The following is a 16951-nucleotide window of genomic DNA, read 5'->3' as shown; positions in this document are numbered from 1 at the left end:
CGGCAGGCTTCCGTCCGAACAGCACCCGCCCGACCATCGACGGCTTCATGAGCGACTGCGGCGGGTCCACCAGCGAGGCGGTCCGGATGAAGCCCCGTGCCACCACCGGGTCGTGGGCGGCGGCGGCCTGGACCCGGGGCATGTAGAGGTTGGCCATGCGGGTCGCGATCGTGCGCCGCCCGCGTACGGCGGGATAGCCGAGGTCGGCCGCGGCCGACATGGCCCACGGCGCGTCGATGACCTGTCCCAGGTCGCGGAAGTAGTCCGCCGATCTGGGCTCGCCGCCCTTGCCGACGTGCTCCGCGAGCACGGTCGCGCCCATCGCGGCGACCGTCATGCCCTGGGCGTAGACCGGGTTGAAGATGCAGGCCGCGTCGCCGAGGACGAGGTATCCGGCCGGGAACCGGCTCAGCCGCTCGTAGTGGTAGCGCACGCTCGCCGGGAACCGGAAGCTGTGGGCGGGGCCCCGCTGCTCGGCGTCCCGGACCGCCTCGTGGATCTGCGGCACCGGCAGCGAGGCGGCGTAGGCGAGGAAGCCCTCGCGGTCGGTGGGCGCGCGGTCGCCGAGGATGCCGGTCAGCGTGAGGGCGTACCGGTCAGCGAGCCGGGCGAAGATCGCGCCGCGCGGCAGGGCCGGGGTCGCGGTGGGGACGAGGGCGATGTCGTCGCCCAGCGGGTCGTACGGCAGCGGGCGGGTGAAGTCCATGGTGGTGTAGGTCAGATCCATCCGGATCCGCTCCTCGGGGGCCCGCTCGTAACCGAGTTCGCCCAGCCAGCGGGGAGTCCGGGTGGCCCGGCCGGTGGCGTCGACGACCAGGTCGGCGTCGACGGTCTCCTCGGCCCCGGGCGCGCCGCCGTCGCCTGAGTCCCGTCCCTGCACCCGGACTCCGGTGATCCGGCGCCGGTCGGGGGACCCGACGAGGCTCAGGATGTCGGTCCGCTCCCGGAGGGTGACGCCGGGTAGGGCGGCGACGCGGGTGCGGATGCGGTTCTCGATGACGGGCCGGTTGGCGGCGACGCACGCCATCCCGGTCTCCGCCGGGGCGAACATCCGGCCGTTGAAGTAGTAGTGGCAGGTCGTGCCGAAGTCCCCGACGGGCACGCCGAGGGTGAGCAGGTCATCGAGGAAGCCGGGGAAGAGGTCCTCGATGATGGCGCGACCGCGCTCCAGCAGGGCGTGGATGTGGTGGGCCCAGGAGATCGCCGGCCGCAGGCCCATGCCCGCGCCGGTGAGGTCGTCACGGTCGATGACGGTCACCCGGTCGTAGGCGTCGGCGAGCACGCGGGCGGCCAGCAGGCCACCGATGCTTCCGCCGAGCACGACGGCGTGCTCGCCGCCCTTGGTTCCCATGGACATGCGCCTCCCCTGTTCGGAAGAGTGAGCGGATGCGGACACGCTAGGCGCTGGCCCGGCCGGGCTGTTCTCCCACGTTGCGCGATGCGGGCCCCGCCGGCGCGAGCACGCTCCGGCGGGGCGCACCACGCCCGGCGGTGGCCCGGTGGGGCTTGGCGCCGCGTGGCCGGGCGTGGGGCCGATCCGGGCGTGGGACTTCTCCGTTACTGCGGAAAGCTCGCGGAATCGTAGGCGGCGCGGCGGGTGGGCGGTAGGTTGCCGGTTCCGCGGGGTCGGTTCCGACCTGCCGTCTCACCGCGATGTCGAGCCACCGAGCCACCGAGCCACCGAACAGCGAGGAATTCGCCATGCGCCCGTTTCGTATCGACATACCTCAGGCCGATCTGGACGACCTCCGCGAGCGCCTCGCCCGGACCCGGTGGCCGGCCGAGACCCCGGACACCGGGTGGACCCGCGGGGCGCCCCAGGGGTACCTGCGCGAACTCGTCGCGTACTGGCGCGACGGGTTCGACTGGCGGGCAGTCGAGGCCCGGGCCAACGCCTTCCCCCAGTTCCGCACCCGGATCGACGGCGCCGACATCCACGTCCTGCACGCCCGCTCCCCGGAGCCGGACGCCGTGCCGCTGCTGCTCACCCACGGCTGGCCGGGCTCGTTCCTGGAGTTCCTCGACGTCATCGGCCCGCTGACCGACCCTCGGGCGCACGGCGGCGATCCGGCCGACGCCTTCCACGTCGTGGCGCCCACCCTCCCCGGCTACGGCTTCTCGAGCCCGCTCACCGAGCACGGCTGGGAGCTGCCGCGGGTGGCCCGGATGTGGGCCTCGCTGATGGCGGAGCTGGGCTACGACCGCTATCTCCCGCAGGGCGGCGACCTCGGCGCGAGCGTGGCGCTGCTGCTCGGCGTGCTGGACAGCGACCATGTGATCGGCACCCACGTCAACTTCCTGTTTGCGCCGCCGTCCGACGAGCCGGGCGAGCTCGACGAGCTGGCCCCGGCCGACCTGGCCCGGCTGGGCCGGCTCGCGGACTTCGGCGATCAGGGCTCCGGCTACATGAAGCTGTTCGCGACCCGCCCGCAGACCGTGGGTTACGGCATGACGGACTCGCCCGTCGGCCAGCTCGCCTGGAGCGTGGAGAAGTTCCACGAGTGGAGCGACTCGGAGAAGAACCCGGAGGACGCGCTCAGCCGCGACCAGCTGCTCGCGCACGCCACGCTGTACTGGCTGACCGGGACGGCGGGCTCGTCGGCCCATCTTTACTACGACAACGCGGCGTTCATGCCGACCTCGGCCACGCCCCCGCCGCCGCTGCCGGCTCCGCCCGGTCCGCTCGGCGTGGCCGTGTTCCACAACGACCTGGCCCAGCCGGTGCGCCGGCTGGCCGAGCGCCGGTACCCGTCGATCGTGCACTGGAGCGAGTTCGAGCGGGGCGGCCACTTCGCCGCGATGGAGCGGCCCGCGGAGTTCGTCGCCGACGTGCGGGCGTTCCGCCGTACGGCACTGGCCACCGCCCGACCGTCATAGCCGCAGTCCCAAACCCCGGGGGGTGTCGCGGAGTTCCGCGGCACCCCCCGTTTCACGTGTCCGCGCCGCTCAGCGGAAGATCCGCTCCATCACCCGGCCCGCCACCGGCCGCGGCAGCAGCTCCAGCGCCGCCGTCATCAGCCGGGTGACGGTGCCCGGCACGACGACCGTGCGGCCGGCGTCCCAGGCCCGCAGCGCGCCGCCGACCACCTCGGCGGCGGTGGTGTGGCCCGGGGTTTTCTCCACCGCGTCGCCGAGTCCGGCGACATCGCTGAACTCGGTGACGGTGGGCCCGGGGCACAGCGCCATGGCCCGTACGCCGGTCCCGCGCAGCTCGAGCGACAGGGCCTCGGCGAAGGACAGCAGGAACGCCTTGCTGGCCGCGTACGCCGCCAGGTACGGGGTGGGCACATAGCCCAGCGTCGACGCCACGACGATCACCCCTCCCGAGCCGCGACCGACCATCCGCGGCACCACCTGCGCGGCGAGGTCGACGCTCGCCATGACGTTGAGCCGCAGCACACCGACGGTCTCGTCCCGGTCGGTCTCGGCGAACCGCCCGTGCACGCCGCGCCCGGCGTTGCAGACGAGCAGGTCGGCCCCGCCGAGTTCGTCGGCGCGCGCCGCGACGGCCTCGATGGCCCCGTCGGCGGTCAGGTCGCGGACCTCGGGTATCACCCGCCCGTCGGACGCGGCTTCCAGCGCGGCCAGCCGGTCGGCGCGCCGGGCCACCGCCAGGACGCGGTACCCGCGGCTGCTGAGGACGCGGGTGAACTCCGCGCCGATGCCGGACGAGGCTCCGGTCACAACGGCCAGTGGTGCATCGGACATGGTCACTCCCGGGGTGATTCGGTCGGCCAGGCCGGCCGGGTCGGCCAGTACACGTTCGGTGCTCCGACGCTACGGCGCGGCGCGCGGTGCCCGCGTCTCACAACGTGCTGGAGCTCCAGGGGAGCAGTTCAGGAGATGCGGCGCCGAGCGGGAAGAGGCGCAATGGACCAACGCCACCCCCTGCGCTCCCCCGCATCGGAGGAAATTTTTCGCATGTCTCTCGACGAGAGGCGTTCGCCGAGCCCCGCGGGGCCGGCGGCCGCAGCGCAGGCATCCCCCCAGTCGCAGTACCCTCACCGATTGCCGTCCCTGACCGGCCTGCGGTTCCCCGCCGCCCTGCTGGTCTTCTGGTTCCACACCGCCCTCCCCGTGCCATGGATCAGGCTGTTCGCATCGGAGTCGGCGGAACACACCTTCCACCGGCTGGCCTCACCGGCCGGTGGCCTCGGGGTCACGTTCTTCTTCGTCCTCAGCGGCTTCATCCTGACCTGGACGGCCCGCGACCCCGTCCCGGCGCGGGCCTTCTGGCGCCGCCGACTGGTGAAGATCTACCCCAGCCACGCCGTCGTGTGGGGACTGGCGATGCTCACCTTCGCCGCCGCGGTCACCAGCCGGGAGCAGGCTCTGGCCAACCTCGCGCTGCTGCACGGGTGGGTGCCGGACTTCCCCACCAACTTCAGTGTGAACCCGCCGAGTTGGTCGCTGGGCGTGGAGGCGTTCTGCTACGCCGCCTTTCCGCTGCTGATCGCGGTGTGCCGCCGGATCAGGCCCGGCCGGCTGATGCTCTGGATCGCCGGTACGGTCGCGGTGGTGGTGCTGACGCCGTGGTTCACGTACGCGTTCGTCCCGGGCGACGGGCCGATGGTGCCGGACGAGGACGCCTCGATGCTCCAGTACTGGTTCGCGTACGTGCTGCCGCCGGTCCGCGTCTTCGACTTCCTGCTGGGCATCCTGCTGGCGCTGGCGGTCCGCGCGGGCCGCTGGTCCGGGCCCGGCGCCGGCTGGTCGGGCCTGCTGCTCGTGGCCTCCTACCCGGTCGCGCTGCGGGTGCCGTTCCTGTACGAGCAGCGGGCCGTGTGCCTGGTCCCGGTGGCCTGCCTGATCGCCGCCGTTGCCCGGGCCGACGCGCGGCGCGGGTTCACGCCGTTCCGCAACCGTTTCGCGGTATGGCTCGGCGAGGTCTCGTTCGGCTTCTACCTGGTGCACTACCCCGTGCTGGCGGTCAGCCGGTACCTGCTGGGCGAGCGGCTGTTCCCGGTCCCGGCCGCGGTCGGGCTGCTGCTGGGTCAGTTGGCGGTCTCCGTGCTGCTCGCCTGGGCCCTGTACGCCGCTGTGGAGCGGCCCGCGATGCGCCGCTGGGCGCGGAGCCGGAGCGGGCCGCGCGCGGCCCCGGCCTGATGCGGCCGGTCCGCCCCGTGGCCACCACGGGGCGGACCGGCCCGCCGGAAGCCGGTCAGACGGCGAGGTGGAATATCTCCAGGGCCACGCCGTCCGGGTCGTTGAAGGTGAACAGCGCGAACGGCAGCGGTGCCGCGTACTCGTGGACGTCGCTGCACTTGACCCCACGGGCCATCAGATGCTCGCGCCAGGCGTGGAGTTCCTCGCGGGTGGACGCCGCGAAGGTGAGGTGGTCGAGGCCGGTGCGGTGCGGCGCGAACGCCTCGTCGACGCCTGCGTCGTGCTGTGTCAGCCCGAGGTATATCTGCGTGCCGGGCCGCATGATGCCCGCCGTCCGCCCACCCGGGAAGGTCTCCTTCATCCACTGCACCATGCCGAGGTGCTCGGCGTACCACCGCACGCTGCGCTCCAGGTCGGTGACGGTGATGCCGACGTGGTGCACGGCGCCCAGCCCGGGGGGCGTCTCCGGCAGCGGCGCGTCGGCGGGAGCCTGGACGAGTTCCATGGAGATCTGGCCGAGTTCCACTGGTCTCTCCTCACGTCATCGGGACCTCGAAAATAGCCTGCGCCACATCACTCGCTCTTCTTCCTGCGTGCCCCAGTTCCGTTCGGTACCACCGCCGCTGCGGCAATTCCGAAGAAGTCCGGAAGCGGATCCGGCGGCTAGCGTGACAACCGCTCATCCGTCCGCCCCCATGTCACCAGTCCCATTCAGCTGGAGGTCGTGTTCCGTGTCCGAAGCTGTATGCCCTTATGTTCTCGACCCGCAAGGTGCCGACACCCACGGTGAGACCACCCGGCTCCGCGAGCAGGGCCCGATCGCGCGCGTCGAACTCCCGGACGGCGTACTCGCCTGGTCCGTGCACGACTACGAGGTCGCCAAGGAGATCATGGGCGACCAGGAACTGTTCTCGAAGAATCCGCGGCGCAACTGGCCCGCGTACATCAACGGTGAGATATCCAACGGCTGGCCGCTGATCACCTGGGCCGCCATGGACACCATGGCCACCCAGGACGGCGCGGACCACGCCCGCCTGCGCAAGCTGCTGCTGAAGGCGTTCACCCAGCGCCGGGTCGACGACATGCGGCCCAAGATCGAGGCGACCGTCAAGGAGCTGCTCGACGACCTCGCGGCGGCCGGCCGGGACGAGGCCGTGGACCTCAAGGGCCGGTTCCACATGGAGCTGCCGACCCGCCTGATGTGTGACCTGTTCGGCGTGCCGGAGGACCGCCGGGCCCGGGTGCTGGAGGGCGGCCACAAGAACATCGACACTCGGATCTCCGCCGAGGTGGCCTCGTCCAACCTGGAGAACTGGCAGGTGGAGATCTCCAACCTGGTCCAGTACAAGCGTGAGCACCCGGGCGACGACCTGACCACCGGGATGATCGCCGCGATGGACGAGGACGGCTCCCGGCTGTCCGACTCCGAGATGATCGGCACGCTGCACCTGCTGCTGGGTGCCGGCTCCGAGACGCTGGTGAACGCGCTGGCACATGCGTCGGTGGCCCTGATGACCGACCGCGACCTGCTGGCGAAGGCCAAGTCCGGCGAGATCCCGTGGGACGACGTCTTCGAGGAGACCCTGCGGGTGGAGTCGCCGGTGGCGCACCTGCCGTTCCGCTTCGTCACCCGGGACGTGGAGATCGGCGGGGTGAAGCTGGTCCAGGGCGACGTCGTCCTGATCGACTTCGCCGGCGTGGGACGCGACCCCTCGGTCCACGGCGAGACCGCCGACGCGTTCGACGCGCTGCGCGAGGACAAGACGCACCTGTCCTTCGGCCACGGCGTGCACTACTGCCTCGGCGCCCGGCTGGCCCGCAGCGCGTGGATGATCGGCATCCCCGCCCTGTTCGACCGGTTCCCCGACCTCGAACTGGCGGTGGACCGCGGCGAGCTCGTCGGCCAGGGCAGCTTCGTGGTCAACGGCCACGCGGAGGTTCCGGTCTACCTGCACGGCAAGCCCGCACTCGTCGGCTGAGCCGAGCCAAACGAAAGGAAGACCATGGTTGAGCCAGCACCGGCGGCGCAGGGCGGAATCCTCGGTGACCTCGACACCGACTACGCGGGCGGCCCGGCCCGGCAGCTGCGGCGGGTGGACTCCGCCGACGGCACGTCCATCGCGTACGAGAAGGCGGGCGAGGGCCCGCCGGTCGTCGTCATCGGGGGCGGCCTGAACGACCGGGCGATGTTCACCCCGCTCGCCACGATCATGTCCGAAGGCTTCTCCGTGTACACCTACGACCGGCGTGGCCGGGGCGACAGCGCGTACGGCGACCCGGACCGGTGGACGATCCAGCGGGAGGTCGAGGACCTGGCCGCGGTGCTGGACGCCGTGGGCGAACCCAGCCATGTGTTCGCCAACTGCACCGGCGGCATGATCGCGCTGCTGGCGGCGGCGCAGGGCGTGCCCATGATGAAGCTGGGCCTGTACGAGCCCCCGTACTGGTCCAGCGAGACCACCGACGAGCAGTTGTCGACGCTCCGCCGGCTGATCGACGAGGACCGCCGCGAGGAGGTCGTCACGCTGTTCGCGAAGGACATCGTCGGCTTCGTCACGGACGACACCATCGACTACTTCCGCAACCACCCGGCGTGGGCGGCGTTCAAGACGATGGTGCCGTCGACGTACTACGACGCGCTGATCAACAAGCACCATCTGCAGATCCCGTACGAGGAGCTGCACAAGATCACGGTGCCCACCCTGGTCATGCGCGGCGACGAGGGCGAGAAGGAGATCCACGACGCCTGTGCCCGGGTCGCCGAGGAGATCCCGGGTGCCGCGCTCCTGACGATGGAGGGGTATGACCACCTCTTCGACCAGAAGGCGGGCGCGCCGCTGCTGATGAACTTCTTCGCGGCGCCATAGCGCGAAAGCCGAAGGGCCCGGTGCGATCCCGGCGGCTTCCAGGGGCCGTTGCCACACGTGGTCGTGTTGGTCAGGGCGCGAGCAGGTTGTGCAGGCGCTCGGCTGGGGTTTCCCAGCCGAGCGTTTTGCGTGGGCGGCCGTTGAGTTCGGCGACGGCGGCGGCGAGGTGGTCGCGGGTGTGGACCGACAGGTCAGGTACCGCGACGACGCGGAAGGCGGCACCACCGCATGGATCGGTGGTGCCGCCTTGTTCCTGCCGGACGCGTTGCGTCCGTTGCGCCAGCGTCTGCCGGTCTTCGGGTTGATCCCGACGATCCGACACGCTTCCTCGTTCCGGGCCCTTTCCGCCGGCCGTGCCGGTCAGCGGGTCAGCGGGTCAGCGGTCACGGGCTCATCAGGCCGACGGTGTTGCCGTCGGGGTCGGTGAACGCGGCGATCCGGCCCTCGCCGGCGGGCTGCGGCTCCATCATCCGCTTGCCACCGAGCTCCTCGGCCCGGGCGAGCGCGGTGGTGACGTCGTCGACCGGGAAGAAGGGGACGATGCCGGTGTACGGGCTCTCCGGGCCGGCCTGGCCGATGCCGCCGGTGGGAGCGCCGTCGGAGCCGCTGACGAACGCGTAGGTGTCGTCGAGGGCGTTGACCTGCCAGCCGAACAGCTGCCGGTAGAAGTCGCGGGCGCGGGCCGCGTCGGGGGTGGAGATGTCGAACCAGCCGGGCGCGGCGGGCTGGCCGTTCTCGGGGTGTGCGTCGACCATGGCTATGCCTTTCGAACGTGGAATGGACTCAGGAGAGCCGCTGGTTCAGGTGGACGTCCACGCTGTCGCCCTGGTCTTTCTTCAGGGTTTTGCGGAGCGCCGCCTTCAGCGGGAGCATGTGGGTTCCGTCGCCCATCGGGAGCAACGTCGCCTGGAATTCGTGCCCGTCGACCGTTCCGGCGATCTTCACGGGCTTGCGGGTGCCGAAGAAGTCCCCGGATTCAGGCACGATCACGCAGATCCAGCCGCTGTTGTTCTCTTTGATGACCGGGGCGGAGAATTTCTTGTCGATGGCCTGGGCGTTGTTCGGCGCGGCTGGCATGGTGTGTTCTCCCTGTTTCTCTCGGGGTCTGGCGTCACGTGGTCTTCAGGCCGGCGGCCTCGGCCGCCGCCGTGAGCGCCCCCGCGATCCGGTCGATCCGGCCGGCGTCGATGATCAGCGGCGGGGCGATGACGATGTTCGGTCCGGTGCGGCGGACGAGGATGCCGTCCTCCTTCATCCTGCGGCGCACCAAGGAGGCCCGCGGCGAGCCGTCGAACTCCACCGCGGCCAGCAGGCCCCGGCCGCGCATGTCGCGAACGAACGGCAGGCCGCGTACGCCGTCCAGCGCGGCCAGCAGCTGGGTGCCACGGGCGGCGGCGTTGGCGACCAGGCCGTCGCGTTCGATGACGTCGAGCACGGCGAGGCCGGCGGCGCAGGCGGCGGCGTGGCCGGAGTGGGTGTGGCCGTGGACGAAGCCGGCCTGCTTGCGGTGGGTGTCGAAGACGTCGAAGACGTGCTCGGTGGTGGTGACCGCGGCCAGCGACATATAGCCGGCCGCCAGACCCTTGCTGGTGGTCAGCAGGTCGGGTTCGACACCGGCGTGCTGGTAGCCGAACATCCGGCCGGTGCGGCCGAATCCGGTGGTGACCTCGTCGAGGATCAGCAGGGCGCCATACCGGCGGCAGAGTTCCCGGACCTCGCGGAGGCGGTCGTCGGGCACCTGGTGGGCGCCGCGGGCCTGGACGGGTTCGATGAGGACGGCGGCGGTCCGGTCGCCTTGTCCGGCGAGGAAGTCCCGCAGCGCGTCGGTGCGGCCGGGCAGGGTGACGAAGCCGGCCGGGGTGAATTCGGCCGAGACGGGCGAGGCGCCCGCCGAAGAGGCGGCGGCGCCGAGGGTCGCGCCGTGGTAGGCGTTTTCGAAGGACACGACGAGGCCGCGCTGCCGCTCCCCGCGTACGGCGTGGTAGAAGCGGGCGATGCGGATGGCGGCCTCGGCCGCCTCGGAGCCGCTGTTGCAGAAGAACGTACGCGTCAGCCGGGGCCCGGTGAGCCCGGCGATCCGCTCGGCCAGCCGGATGGCCGGCTCGTTGGCGCCCTCGCCCATGTCGTACGTCATCAGCCGGGCGAGCTGGCCGGCCACGGCGTCGATGACGGGGCGGCTGCCGTAGCCCAGGGTGGCGTTCAGACCGGACGACTTGGCGTCGAGGTAGGTTCTGCCGTCGGCGTCGCGGATCTCGCAGCCGTCGCCGGAGACGGCGAGCACGGTGTCCGGGTTGACCCGGCTGGGCGACCAGGGGTGCCAGAGGAAGTCGGCGTCCACGGCCAGCAGTTCGGCCCGCGTGCCCGTGCCACCCGTGGTGGCAGCCGGGCTCGTCTCCGCGATACTCATGGGTCTGCCTTTCGGATCGGGTGGGTGAGCCCGCCGGGAGGCGTCGGCCTCTCCGGCGGGCTTCGGCGTACGGGTGCGGGTGCGGTGCGTGTGCGGGCGCGGTCCGGGTGCCGGTCAGCCGGCCGCGAGCCGCTCGGCGGTCGGGTCGCGGAGTTCGGTGCCGACCCGCTCGACCAGGGCCAGCAGCAGGATTCCGCCGAGCACCATCAGCGCGCCGCCGATCCGGAAGCCGAGCGCGTAGCCCTCGGTGGCGGCGACGGGCGCGGCCGCCCCGTCCGCCATGGCGTCCCCGGCGTGCCGGAAGGCGAGCGCCGCCAGCACGGAGACGCCGAGTGCACTGCCGATCTGCTGCATGGTGCTCTGCACGCCGGAGGCCAGGCTGGAGTCCTGGGCGGTGACGCCGTGCAGGGCGGCGTTGGTCGCGGCCGGCATGGCGGCGCCGGCGAAGAGGCCGAACACGACCATGCCCGGCACGATGCCGCCCCAGTAGGAGCTGTCCACGTCGACCGTGCTGGTGAGGAACAGGCCCACACCGGCGCCGATGTACCCGGCGGAGACCACGGCGCGGATACCGACCCGGGGGATCATCGCGGTGCCCAGGGCCATGCCCGCGCCGATGCCGACGCTGAGCGGCAGCCAGCCGAGCCCGCTGAGCAGCGGGGAGTAGTCCAGCACCTGCTGCTCGTACAGGGTGAGCATGAAGGTGTAGGAGATGAAGGCCGACATGTAGAAGAGGGTCGTGAAGTTGACGACCGACCGGGTGCGGTTGGCGAAGAAGCTCAACGGGATCAGCGGGTTCTTCCCGCGCAGTTCGACCGCGACCATCACCAGCAGCAGCACCGCGCCGGCGATCAGCGGGACCAGCACCCCGGCCGAGCCCCACGGGTGGTCGGCCGCGTGCAGCAGGCCGTAGACCACGCCGACGAGTCCGAGGGTGAGGGTGGCGGCGCCGAACACGTCGAGCGAGGTGTCCTTGGCGCGGACCATCCGGCTCTCCCGCACCAGCCGCGGGACGAGGAAGAGGACCACCAGGGCGACCGGCAGGTTGATGAAGAAGATCCAGCGCCACGAGGCCAGGTCGGTCAGGACGCCGGAGATGACCGAGCCGAGCGTCGCGCCGAGGCCGATGATGCCGCCCCAGACGCCGAGCGCCTTGGTGCGCTCCTTGGGGTCGGTGAAGAGCAGGGCGATCAGGCCGAGCGAGGCGGGCGCGGCCAGCGCCTCGGCGGCGCCCTGGCCGAACCGGCCGACGACCATCATCCAGGGGGCGGTCGCCGCTCCGGAGATCGCCGAGGCCAGGGTGAAGACGGTCACGCCGATCAGCAGCAGCCGGCGGCGGCCGAAGAAGTCGGCCAGCCGGCCGCCGAGCATCAGCAGACCGCCGGCCGCGAGGACATAGCCGTTGACGACCCAGGCCAGCCCGGGGGTCGAGAAGCCGAGTCCGTCCTGGATCCGCGGTAATGCCACGTTCACCACGGTCATGTCCAGAAGGATCATGAACTGCAGGCCGGACAGCAGGGCGAGCACCGTCCACCGCCGCGGGTCCGGTTCCGCCGTCGAGGCCTTGGCGTCTTCCGCGGACGCACTTGAATTCACGGTGGTCACGCTGGGTCTCCCTTGATCGTCTCGACGTTCACACTGTCCACATCAGCCATGTTCACATCGTAGACTCACGCTTCGAGGCGGGGCAACACGGATCAGGTTTTCGGACAGATGTTCGCTCTAACGGGTGAGTACGGCCCGGACCGGCACCGAATCCCACGCCATGAGCGTGTTGTTGAGGCGGCGTCGGGCCGGCCCGGCGAGCTCCATCGACTCCACCCGCTCCAGCAGCGCGCCGAGCAGGCATTCCGCCTCCAGCCGCGCGATGTGCTGGCCCACGCACTGGTGGATGCCGAAGCCGAAGCCGACGTGCCCGGAGGGATTGCGGTGCACGTCGAACATGTCCGGATCCGACCACCGCCGCGGATCCCGGTTCGCCGCCCCGAGGAACAGCAGCACCTTCGAACCGTCCGGCACCACCGCGTCCCCGACCCGGACGTCCCCGGTCGTGGTGCGGAAGAACGTCTGCACCGGGGAGGCCCAGCGGACCGCTTCGTCGAACGCCACCCGGACCAGGCCCGGATCGGCCCGCAGCCTGCGCCACTGCCCGGGATGCGCGGCGAGCGCGTGCAGGGCCGCGGCGAGCGCGTGCACGGTGGTGTTGACCCCGGCCGCGAACAACGACCGGACCACGTGCGGCGCCTGACCGTGGGTGATCTCGCCCCGGTCGGCCGCCGCCCAGATCTGGGCCCCGAACCCGTCGTCGGCCAGCGCCTCGCGCACGCTGTGCTCCCCCACCCAGTCCGACAGCGCCCGCGCCCGCGGCGCGCCCGCCGCGACGAGCTCGTTGCGCGGCCCGAAGGCGTTGAGCAGGAAGTCGCTGAACGGCAGCAGGTTCTCCCGGCCCTCGTCGGGAATGCCGAGCGCGTCCGGGAACACCCGCAGCGGGAACGCCTCCGCGAGCGCGCTCACCGCGTCGAACTCGACGACCGAACCGTCGCCGCCGGACACCACCCGGTCCACCAGCTCCCGCGCCTGTACGGTCCACCCCTCGCGGAGCCGGCGCTGCGCGCGGGGCCCGAGCAGCGCCGAGAGCACCCGGCGCGGCGCGTCGTGGTACGGCGGGTCGGCCTCGACCACCACACTCAGCGGGCGCCGCGGCGCTTCCTTGCGGAAGTTGGCCAGGCCCACCCCGGCCCCGGACTGGAAGCCCTGCCAGTTGCGCAGTGCCGCGTGCACCTCGGCGTAGCGGGCGATCGCGTAGATGTCATGGGCGGGCAGGTAGACGACCGGCCCGGCGTCGCGCAGCCGCGCGTCATGCGGGTGCGGGTCCGCCAGCACGTCGAGGGCGAACGGATCGAGGTCGAGGATCGCGGTCATGGGTCTCGCCCTCCGTGGCGGGTGGATCGGAACTCGGTCGGCGTCAGCGGTGCACAGGTGCGGAGGTCAGCGGAGGTCAGAGGTTCAGCACGAGGCGGTCGCCGCAGGACCGGGACACGCACGGGTACATGCAGTCCCCCGCCGCCCGCTCCTCGTCGCTGAGCAGACTGTCCCGGTGGTCGACCACACCGTCGAGCACCGTGGTCGCGCAGGTGCCGCAGATTCCCTCGCCGCACGAGGAGAGCAGCTCCACCCCGGCCGCACGCACGGCGTCCAGGACGGTCGCGTCCGGAGTGACCGTCACCCGCCCGCCCGAGCGGGCCAGCACCACCTCGAACGGCGCGTCCCGGACCGGCGCGCTCGGCCCGGCCGCCGCGAACCGCTCGGTGTACAGGGTGCGGGCGGGCCAGTGGGCACAGGCCGCCGCGACCGCGTCGAGCAGCCCGGCCGGGCCGCAGCAGTACACCCGCGTCCCGGCGCGCACCTCCCGCAGCAGGCCGGCCAGGTCGGGACGGCCCGCCTCGTCCTCCGGGACGAGGCGGACCCGGTCGCCGTACCGGGCGAGTTCGCCGAGGAAGGCCATCGATGCGCGCCGCCGGCCGCCGTAGACGAGCGTCCAGTCCGCGCCGACCAGCTCGGCCTGATGGATCATCGGCAGCAGCGGGGTGATGCCGATCCCGCCCGCGAGGAACAGGTAGCGGTCGGCGGGCACCAGGGGGAAGTGGTTGCGCGGGCCGCCGACGCCGACGCTGTCGCCGGGCCGCAACCGCTCGTGGATGTACGCCGAGCCGCCGCGGCCGGCCGGCTCGCGCAGCACGGCGACCCGGTAGCGGTGGGCGTCCCAGCGGTCGCCGCACAGCGAGTACTGGCGGGTGAGGCCGCCCGGCAGGACGAGGTCGACATGGGCGCCGGGCGTCCAGTCGGGCAGCCGGGCGCCGTCGCTGTGCGCCAGTTCCAGCACGACGACGCCGTCGGCCGCCGCCTGCTTGGCGGTCACCCTCAGCGTCAGCACCTGGGACGGTGAGCCGGCACTCACGGAGGGCCTCCCTGCGACGACGACGGGTGCACGGCCCTCACGGTTCCACACCCCGCCAGTGGTGTCTTCTCCCGGAGTGCTCAGGGCGTTCGTCCGCCTTCGCCCGCTCCACAAACCGCAGGTCTCGGCTATGTTCACCGTGTATACTCCGGCACGGAGGGAGCGGTACACGATGGCCAAGGGGAGACCTGCCGAGACCCGCCCGTACCACCACGGCGACCTGCGGGCCGCGCTGGTGGACGCGGGCCTGAAACTCGCACGCGAAGGCGGGTCCGCGGCACTCGGGCTGCGGAGCGTCACCCGCGCCGTGGGCGTCACGCCCAATGCCGCCTACCGGCATTTCGCCGATCACCAGGCGCTGGTGCTCGCCGTGGCGGCCGAGGCCCAGGACAAGCTCGCCCGGGCGATGCTCGACCGGATGGAGGCACTGCGCGCCACGGCCGACCCGGACCCGGTGGCGCGGTCGGTGCGGAACCTGCACGGAGTCGGGCTCGGCTACATCGAGTTCGCGCTCTCGGAGCCCGGCTGGTTCGAGATCGCGATCCTCACCCCCGACGACTCCCGGGCCGGAGCTCCGCCGGCCACGCTGGCGGACCGGGTGGCTCCGCCGTACCAGCTGCTCGTCGACGCGCTCGACACGATGGTCAAGGCCGGCGCGATGACGCCGGAGCGGCGGGTGAACGCGGAATGGGTCTGCTGGTCGTCGGTGCACGGCTTCGCCGACCTGGCCGCCCGCGGCCCACTGGCCTGGCAGGACCGCGGCACCATCGACCAACTCGCCGCGCACGTGGTGGACACCGCGGTCCGGGTGCTCATGGGCTGATGGGCTCATGAGCTCATGGGCTACGCGATGCCGGCGGTGCCGCCCGTGATGCGCGCGTCGTGGTGGGGGGTGCGGGCGCTGTACGGGGCTCCACCGACACTCAGGGCGCGGGTCAGCAGCCGGGCGTTGCCCTCGCGCATGCGCCGGAGCGTGGCCGGGTCGTCGGGGGGCGCGGTGCGCTGGAGGCCGAACAGGACCGAAGTGATCCCGCGGGCCTTCGGCAGCCCCGGGGCGCGCAGCCGCCGGTTGGGGATCGGGTAGATGAGGACGCTGCCGCTCTCGCCGATGTCCTCCGGGCCAAGCCCGGCAAGCGTGTCGGCGATGATCCCGGCGGCATGCCGGCCGGGCAGCAGCACATTGCACCGGGGGTGCGGATGGTGCTGCCAGGATCCGGTGGCCCGCAACTGCCGTTCGAACGGGGCGAGACGGCCGAGGTAGTCGGCGTACGGCAGGGTGTCGGTCTCCGGGGCCGAACCGTCCGCCGGCCGGATCCCGGGCAACGGCGGCGGGGCCTGCGGCGGGGTGAACACCGCCACGGCCTCCAGGACGAACTGCCAGCCCCGCCCGGGCACGTGGACGGCCGAGCCGAGGATGTGGTCGAAGCGCCCCCCGGCGGCCAGGCGCACCTGGGCGGCGAGCAGGGTGCCGGGGTCCGGGCAGCCGATCCGGTGCCGGAGGGCCGTGCGGCCGGCCGGGTGCAGGCCCAGCGTGGCGCGGGTGATGATGCCGTACTGGCCCTGGGTGCCCCGCACCGCGTCGAAGAGGGCGCGGTCCCGGGCCGGGGAGCAGGTGCGCAGTTCTCCGCCCGAGGTGACCACGTCGAGTTCGTGGACCTGGTCGGACACGCTGCCGTGCCGGTGACTCGATCCGCCGAAGCCGCCGGCCGCCAGCGTTCCGCCGACCGTCAGCCCGAGGTGGTCGGGCAGCACGGGCGGGACGAGGCCCCGCGGCAGCGTCGCCTCGGCGACCGCCTGCCACGTGGCCCCGGCGTCGACGCTGATGAGGTTCCGGTCATCCGGCGCGCGGACCCGCGCGACCGACGTCAGGTCGACGACGATGCCGCCGGGGGCCTGGGCCTGGCCGTCCACCGCGTGGCCGGTCCCCCGGGGCACCACGGGGAGGCCGTTCGCGCGGCCGAACCGGACGATCGCCGCGACGTCTCCGGCGTCGGCGGGGAACAGCACGGCACGCGGGCGCAGGTGCACCAGGTTGCCGAAGTCCCGGGCCGCGGCGGCGAGATCACTCTCCCGGGTGCTGAGCACCCCGCGCAGCTCCGGCGGCGGGACGACGGCGCCCGACGGCAGTCCGATCACAGCGTGAACCCGTACGCCCCCACCAGGGTGGCGCCGCCCGCCACCGGAGGCCCGGCCGCCCGGTCGCCGAAGCCCTTCTGGAACTCCTGGAACGCCGGGGAGACGGCCAGGCCCTCGGAGCCTTCCTCGGTGATGGCGATGTGGACGAACGTGACGCCGTCGGCCAGTCGGAAGGACGCGTAGCTCAGGCCCTCGGGGGCTCGTTCCGCCAGGTCCTGGAAGACCTTCTCGATGACGGCCTGGTTCTCGTCCGCGGTCTCCGGACGCATCTCGTACCGGACGACGAAGGCGTTGCCCATGCTTGCTCCACGGTGTGCGGTTGGCGTGGTCGGGGTGATCGGCGTGATCGAGTCTTCGCCCCCATCCTGCTGAGCCGGACGGGCGGCGGCCATATTCCAGACTGCCCTTCCGGCCCTGGATCCGTGCGGGGCGTGGGCTGTTTCTTCGGATGTGCGCTGTTGCCCGCCGCGCCGACCG

At 72.3% G+C, this 16951-nt stretch carries 16 protein-coding genes and 1 pseudogene; 5 read left to right on the top strand and 12 right to left on the bottom strand.

Going from position 1 to position 16951, the window contains the following annotated elements:
* Positions 1–1357 (bottom strand): FAD-dependent oxidoreductase (locus AC068A_RS00615; RefSeq protein ID WP_478578687.1); only part of this gene is annotated, 1357 nt, incomplete at its 3' end.
* Positions 1358–1701: 344 nt separating this feature from the next.
* On the opposite strand from AC068A_RS00615, the gene AC068A_RS00610 reads away from it, so the two are divergent.
* Entirely contained in the window at positions 1702–2877 is a 1176-nt protein-coding gene (locus AC068A_RS00610) for an epoxide hydrolase family protein (protein ID WP_478578684.1), read from the top strand.
* Positions 2878–2946: 69 nt separating this feature from the next.
* Here AC068A_RS00610 and AC068A_RS00605 read toward each other — a convergent pair whose 3' ends face one another.
* The gene (locus tag AC068A_RS00605; RefSeq protein ID WP_478578681.1) at positions 2947–3708 is read right to left on the bottom strand and encodes an SDR family NAD(P)-dependent oxidoreductase; all 762 of its coding nucleotides are present in this window, start codon (positions 3706–3708) and stop codon (positions 2947–2949) included.
* Positions 3709–4008: 300 nt separating this feature from the next.
* On the opposite strand from AC068A_RS00605, the gene AC068A_RS00600 reads away from it, so the two are divergent.
* Positions 4009–5106, top strand: a complete 1098-nt coding sequence (locus AC068A_RS00600) for an acyltransferase family protein (RefSeq protein WP_478578680.1) — start codon at positions 4009–4011, stop codon at positions 5104–5106.
* A 55-nt stretch (positions 5107–5161) separates the two neighbouring features.
* Here AC068A_RS00600 and AC068A_RS00595 read toward each other — a convergent pair whose 3' ends face one another.
* Positions 5162–5632 carry a VOC family protein gene (locus tag AC068A_RS00595; protein WP_478578679.1) on the bottom strand — a complete coding sequence of 157 codons (471 nt, stop codon included), beginning with the start codon at positions 5630–5632 and terminating at the stop codon, positions 5162–5164.
* Positions 5633–5837: 205 nt separating this feature from the next.
* Between AC068A_RS00595 and AC068A_RS00590 the strand changes: the two genes are divergently transcribed.
* On the top strand, positions 5838–7085 hold the full coding sequence (locus AC068A_RS00590) for a cytochrome P450 family protein (RefSeq protein WP_478578676.1): 1248 nt from the start codon (positions 5838–5840) through the stop codon (positions 7083–7085).
* Between the two features lie 24 nt (positions 7086–7109).
* Entirely contained in the window at positions 7110–7973 is an 864-nt protein-coding gene (locus tag AC068A_RS00585) for an alpha/beta fold hydrolase (protein ID WP_478578673.1), read from the top strand.
* 192 nt (positions 7974–8165) lie between these two features.
* On the opposite strand, the pseudogene AC068A_RS00580 reads toward AC068A_RS00585, so the two are convergent.
* The 7 genes and pseudogenes from AC068A_RS00580 to AC068A_RS00550 all read right to left on the bottom strand — a co-directional run.
* Positions 8166–8303 (bottom strand): annotated as a pseudogene (locus AC068A_RS00580) (IS30 family transposase); the annotation flags it as partial.
* 53 nt (positions 8304–8356) lie between these two features.
* Positions 8357–8728, bottom strand: coding sequence for a VOC family protein (locus AC068A_RS00575; protein WP_478578672.1), 372 nt, complete (start codon positions 8726–8728; stop codon positions 8357–8359).
* A 28-nt stretch (positions 8729–8756) separates the two neighbouring features.
* Complete coding sequence (locus AC068A_RS00570; RefSeq protein WP_478578670.1) at positions 8757–9050, bottom strand: DUF1905 domain-containing protein; 294 nt, start codon at positions 9048–9050, stop codon at positions 8757–8759.
* Positions 9051–9084: 34 nt separating this feature from the next.
* A complete protein-coding gene (locus AC068A_RS00565; protein ID WP_478578667.1) occupies positions 9085–10380 on the bottom strand; it encodes an aminotransferase family protein in 1296 nt (431 codons plus the stop codon).
* Positions 10381–10494: 114 nt separating this feature from the next.
* Positions 10495–11985, bottom strand: coding sequence for an MFS transporter (locus AC068A_RS00560; RefSeq protein ID WP_478578664.1), 1491 nt, complete (start codon positions 11983–11985; stop codon positions 10495–10497).
* A 117-nt stretch (positions 11986–12102) separates the two neighbouring features.
* Entirely contained in the window at positions 12103–13302 is a 1200-nt protein-coding gene (locus AC068A_RS00555; RefSeq protein ID WP_478578662.1) for a cytochrome P450, read from the bottom strand.
* A 76-nt stretch (positions 13303–13378) separates the two neighbouring features.
* Positions 13379–14338 (bottom strand): PDR/VanB family oxidoreductase, encoded by a 960-nt coding sequence (locus tag AC068A_RS00550; protein ID WP_478578659.1) that lies wholly within the window; start codon positions 14336–14338, stop codon positions 13379–13381.
* Positions 14339–14510: 172 nt separating this feature from the next.
* Between AC068A_RS00550 and AC068A_RS00545 the strand changes: the two genes are divergently transcribed.
* Positions 14511–15161 (top strand): TetR/AcrR family transcriptional regulator, encoded by a 651-nt coding sequence (locus tag AC068A_RS00545; protein WP_478578656.1) that lies wholly within the window; start codon positions 14511–14513, stop codon positions 15159–15161.
* Positions 15162–15181: 20 nt separating this feature from the next.
* Here AC068A_RS00545 and AC068A_RS00540 read toward each other — a convergent pair whose 3' ends face one another.
* A complete protein-coding gene (locus AC068A_RS00540; protein ID WP_478578654.1) occupies positions 15182–16474 on the bottom strand; it encodes an FAD-binding protein in 1293 nt (430 codons plus the stop codon).
* Complete coding sequence (locus tag AC068A_RS00535; RefSeq protein WP_478578652.1) at positions 16471–16773, bottom strand: hypothetical protein; 303 nt, start codon at positions 16771–16773, stop codon at positions 16471–16473. The genes AC068A_RS00540 and AC068A_RS00535 overlap by 4 nt, the downstream gene beginning before the upstream one ends.
* Positions 16774–16951: the final 178 nt, after the last annotated feature.

The sequence above is a fragment of the Streptomyces sp. NPDC043854 genome (assembly GCF_056436005.1).
Note: the sequence above shows the minus strand (reverse complement) of the source record. Positions and strands in the feature narration are given on the sequence as shown.

Excerpts from the sequence above, each read along its gene's own strand:
- AC068A_RS00610 (WP_478578684.1), top strand. The coding sequence starts at position 1,702 with ATGCGCCCGTTTCGTATCGACATACCTCAGGCCGATCTGGACGACCTC.
- AC068A_RS00605 (WP_478578681.1), bottom strand. The coding sequence starts at position 3,708 with ATGTCCGATGCACCACTGGCCGTTGTGACCGGAGCCTCGTCCGGCATC.
- AC068A_RS00585 (WP_478578673.1), top strand. The coding sequence starts at position 7,110 with ATGGTTGAGCCAGCACCGGCGGCGCAGGGCGGAATCCTCGGTGACCTC.
- AC068A_RS00575 (WP_478578672.1), bottom strand. The coding sequence starts at position 8,728 with ATGGTCGACGCACACCCCGAGAACGGCCAGCCCGCCGCGCCCGGCTGG.
- AC068A_RS00570 (WP_478578670.1), bottom strand. The coding sequence starts at position 9,050 with ATGCCAGCCGCGCCGAACAACGCCCAGGCCATCGACAAGAAATTCTCC.
- AC068A_RS00565 (WP_478578667.1), bottom strand. The coding sequence starts at position 10,380 with ATGAGTATCGCGGAGACGAGCCCGGCTGCCACCACGGGTGGCACGGGC.
- AC068A_RS00555 (WP_478578662.1), bottom strand. The coding sequence starts at position 13,302 with ATGACCGCGATCCTCGACCTCGATCCGTTCGCCCTCGACGTGCTGGCG.
- AC068A_RS00545 (WP_478578656.1), top strand. The coding sequence starts at position 14,511 with ATGGCCAAGGGGAGACCTGCCGAGACCCGCCCGTACCACCACGGCGAC.
- AC068A_RS00535 (WP_478578652.1), bottom strand. The coding sequence starts at position 16,773 with ATGGGCAACGCCTTCGTCGTCCGGTACGAGATGCGTCCGGAGACCGCG.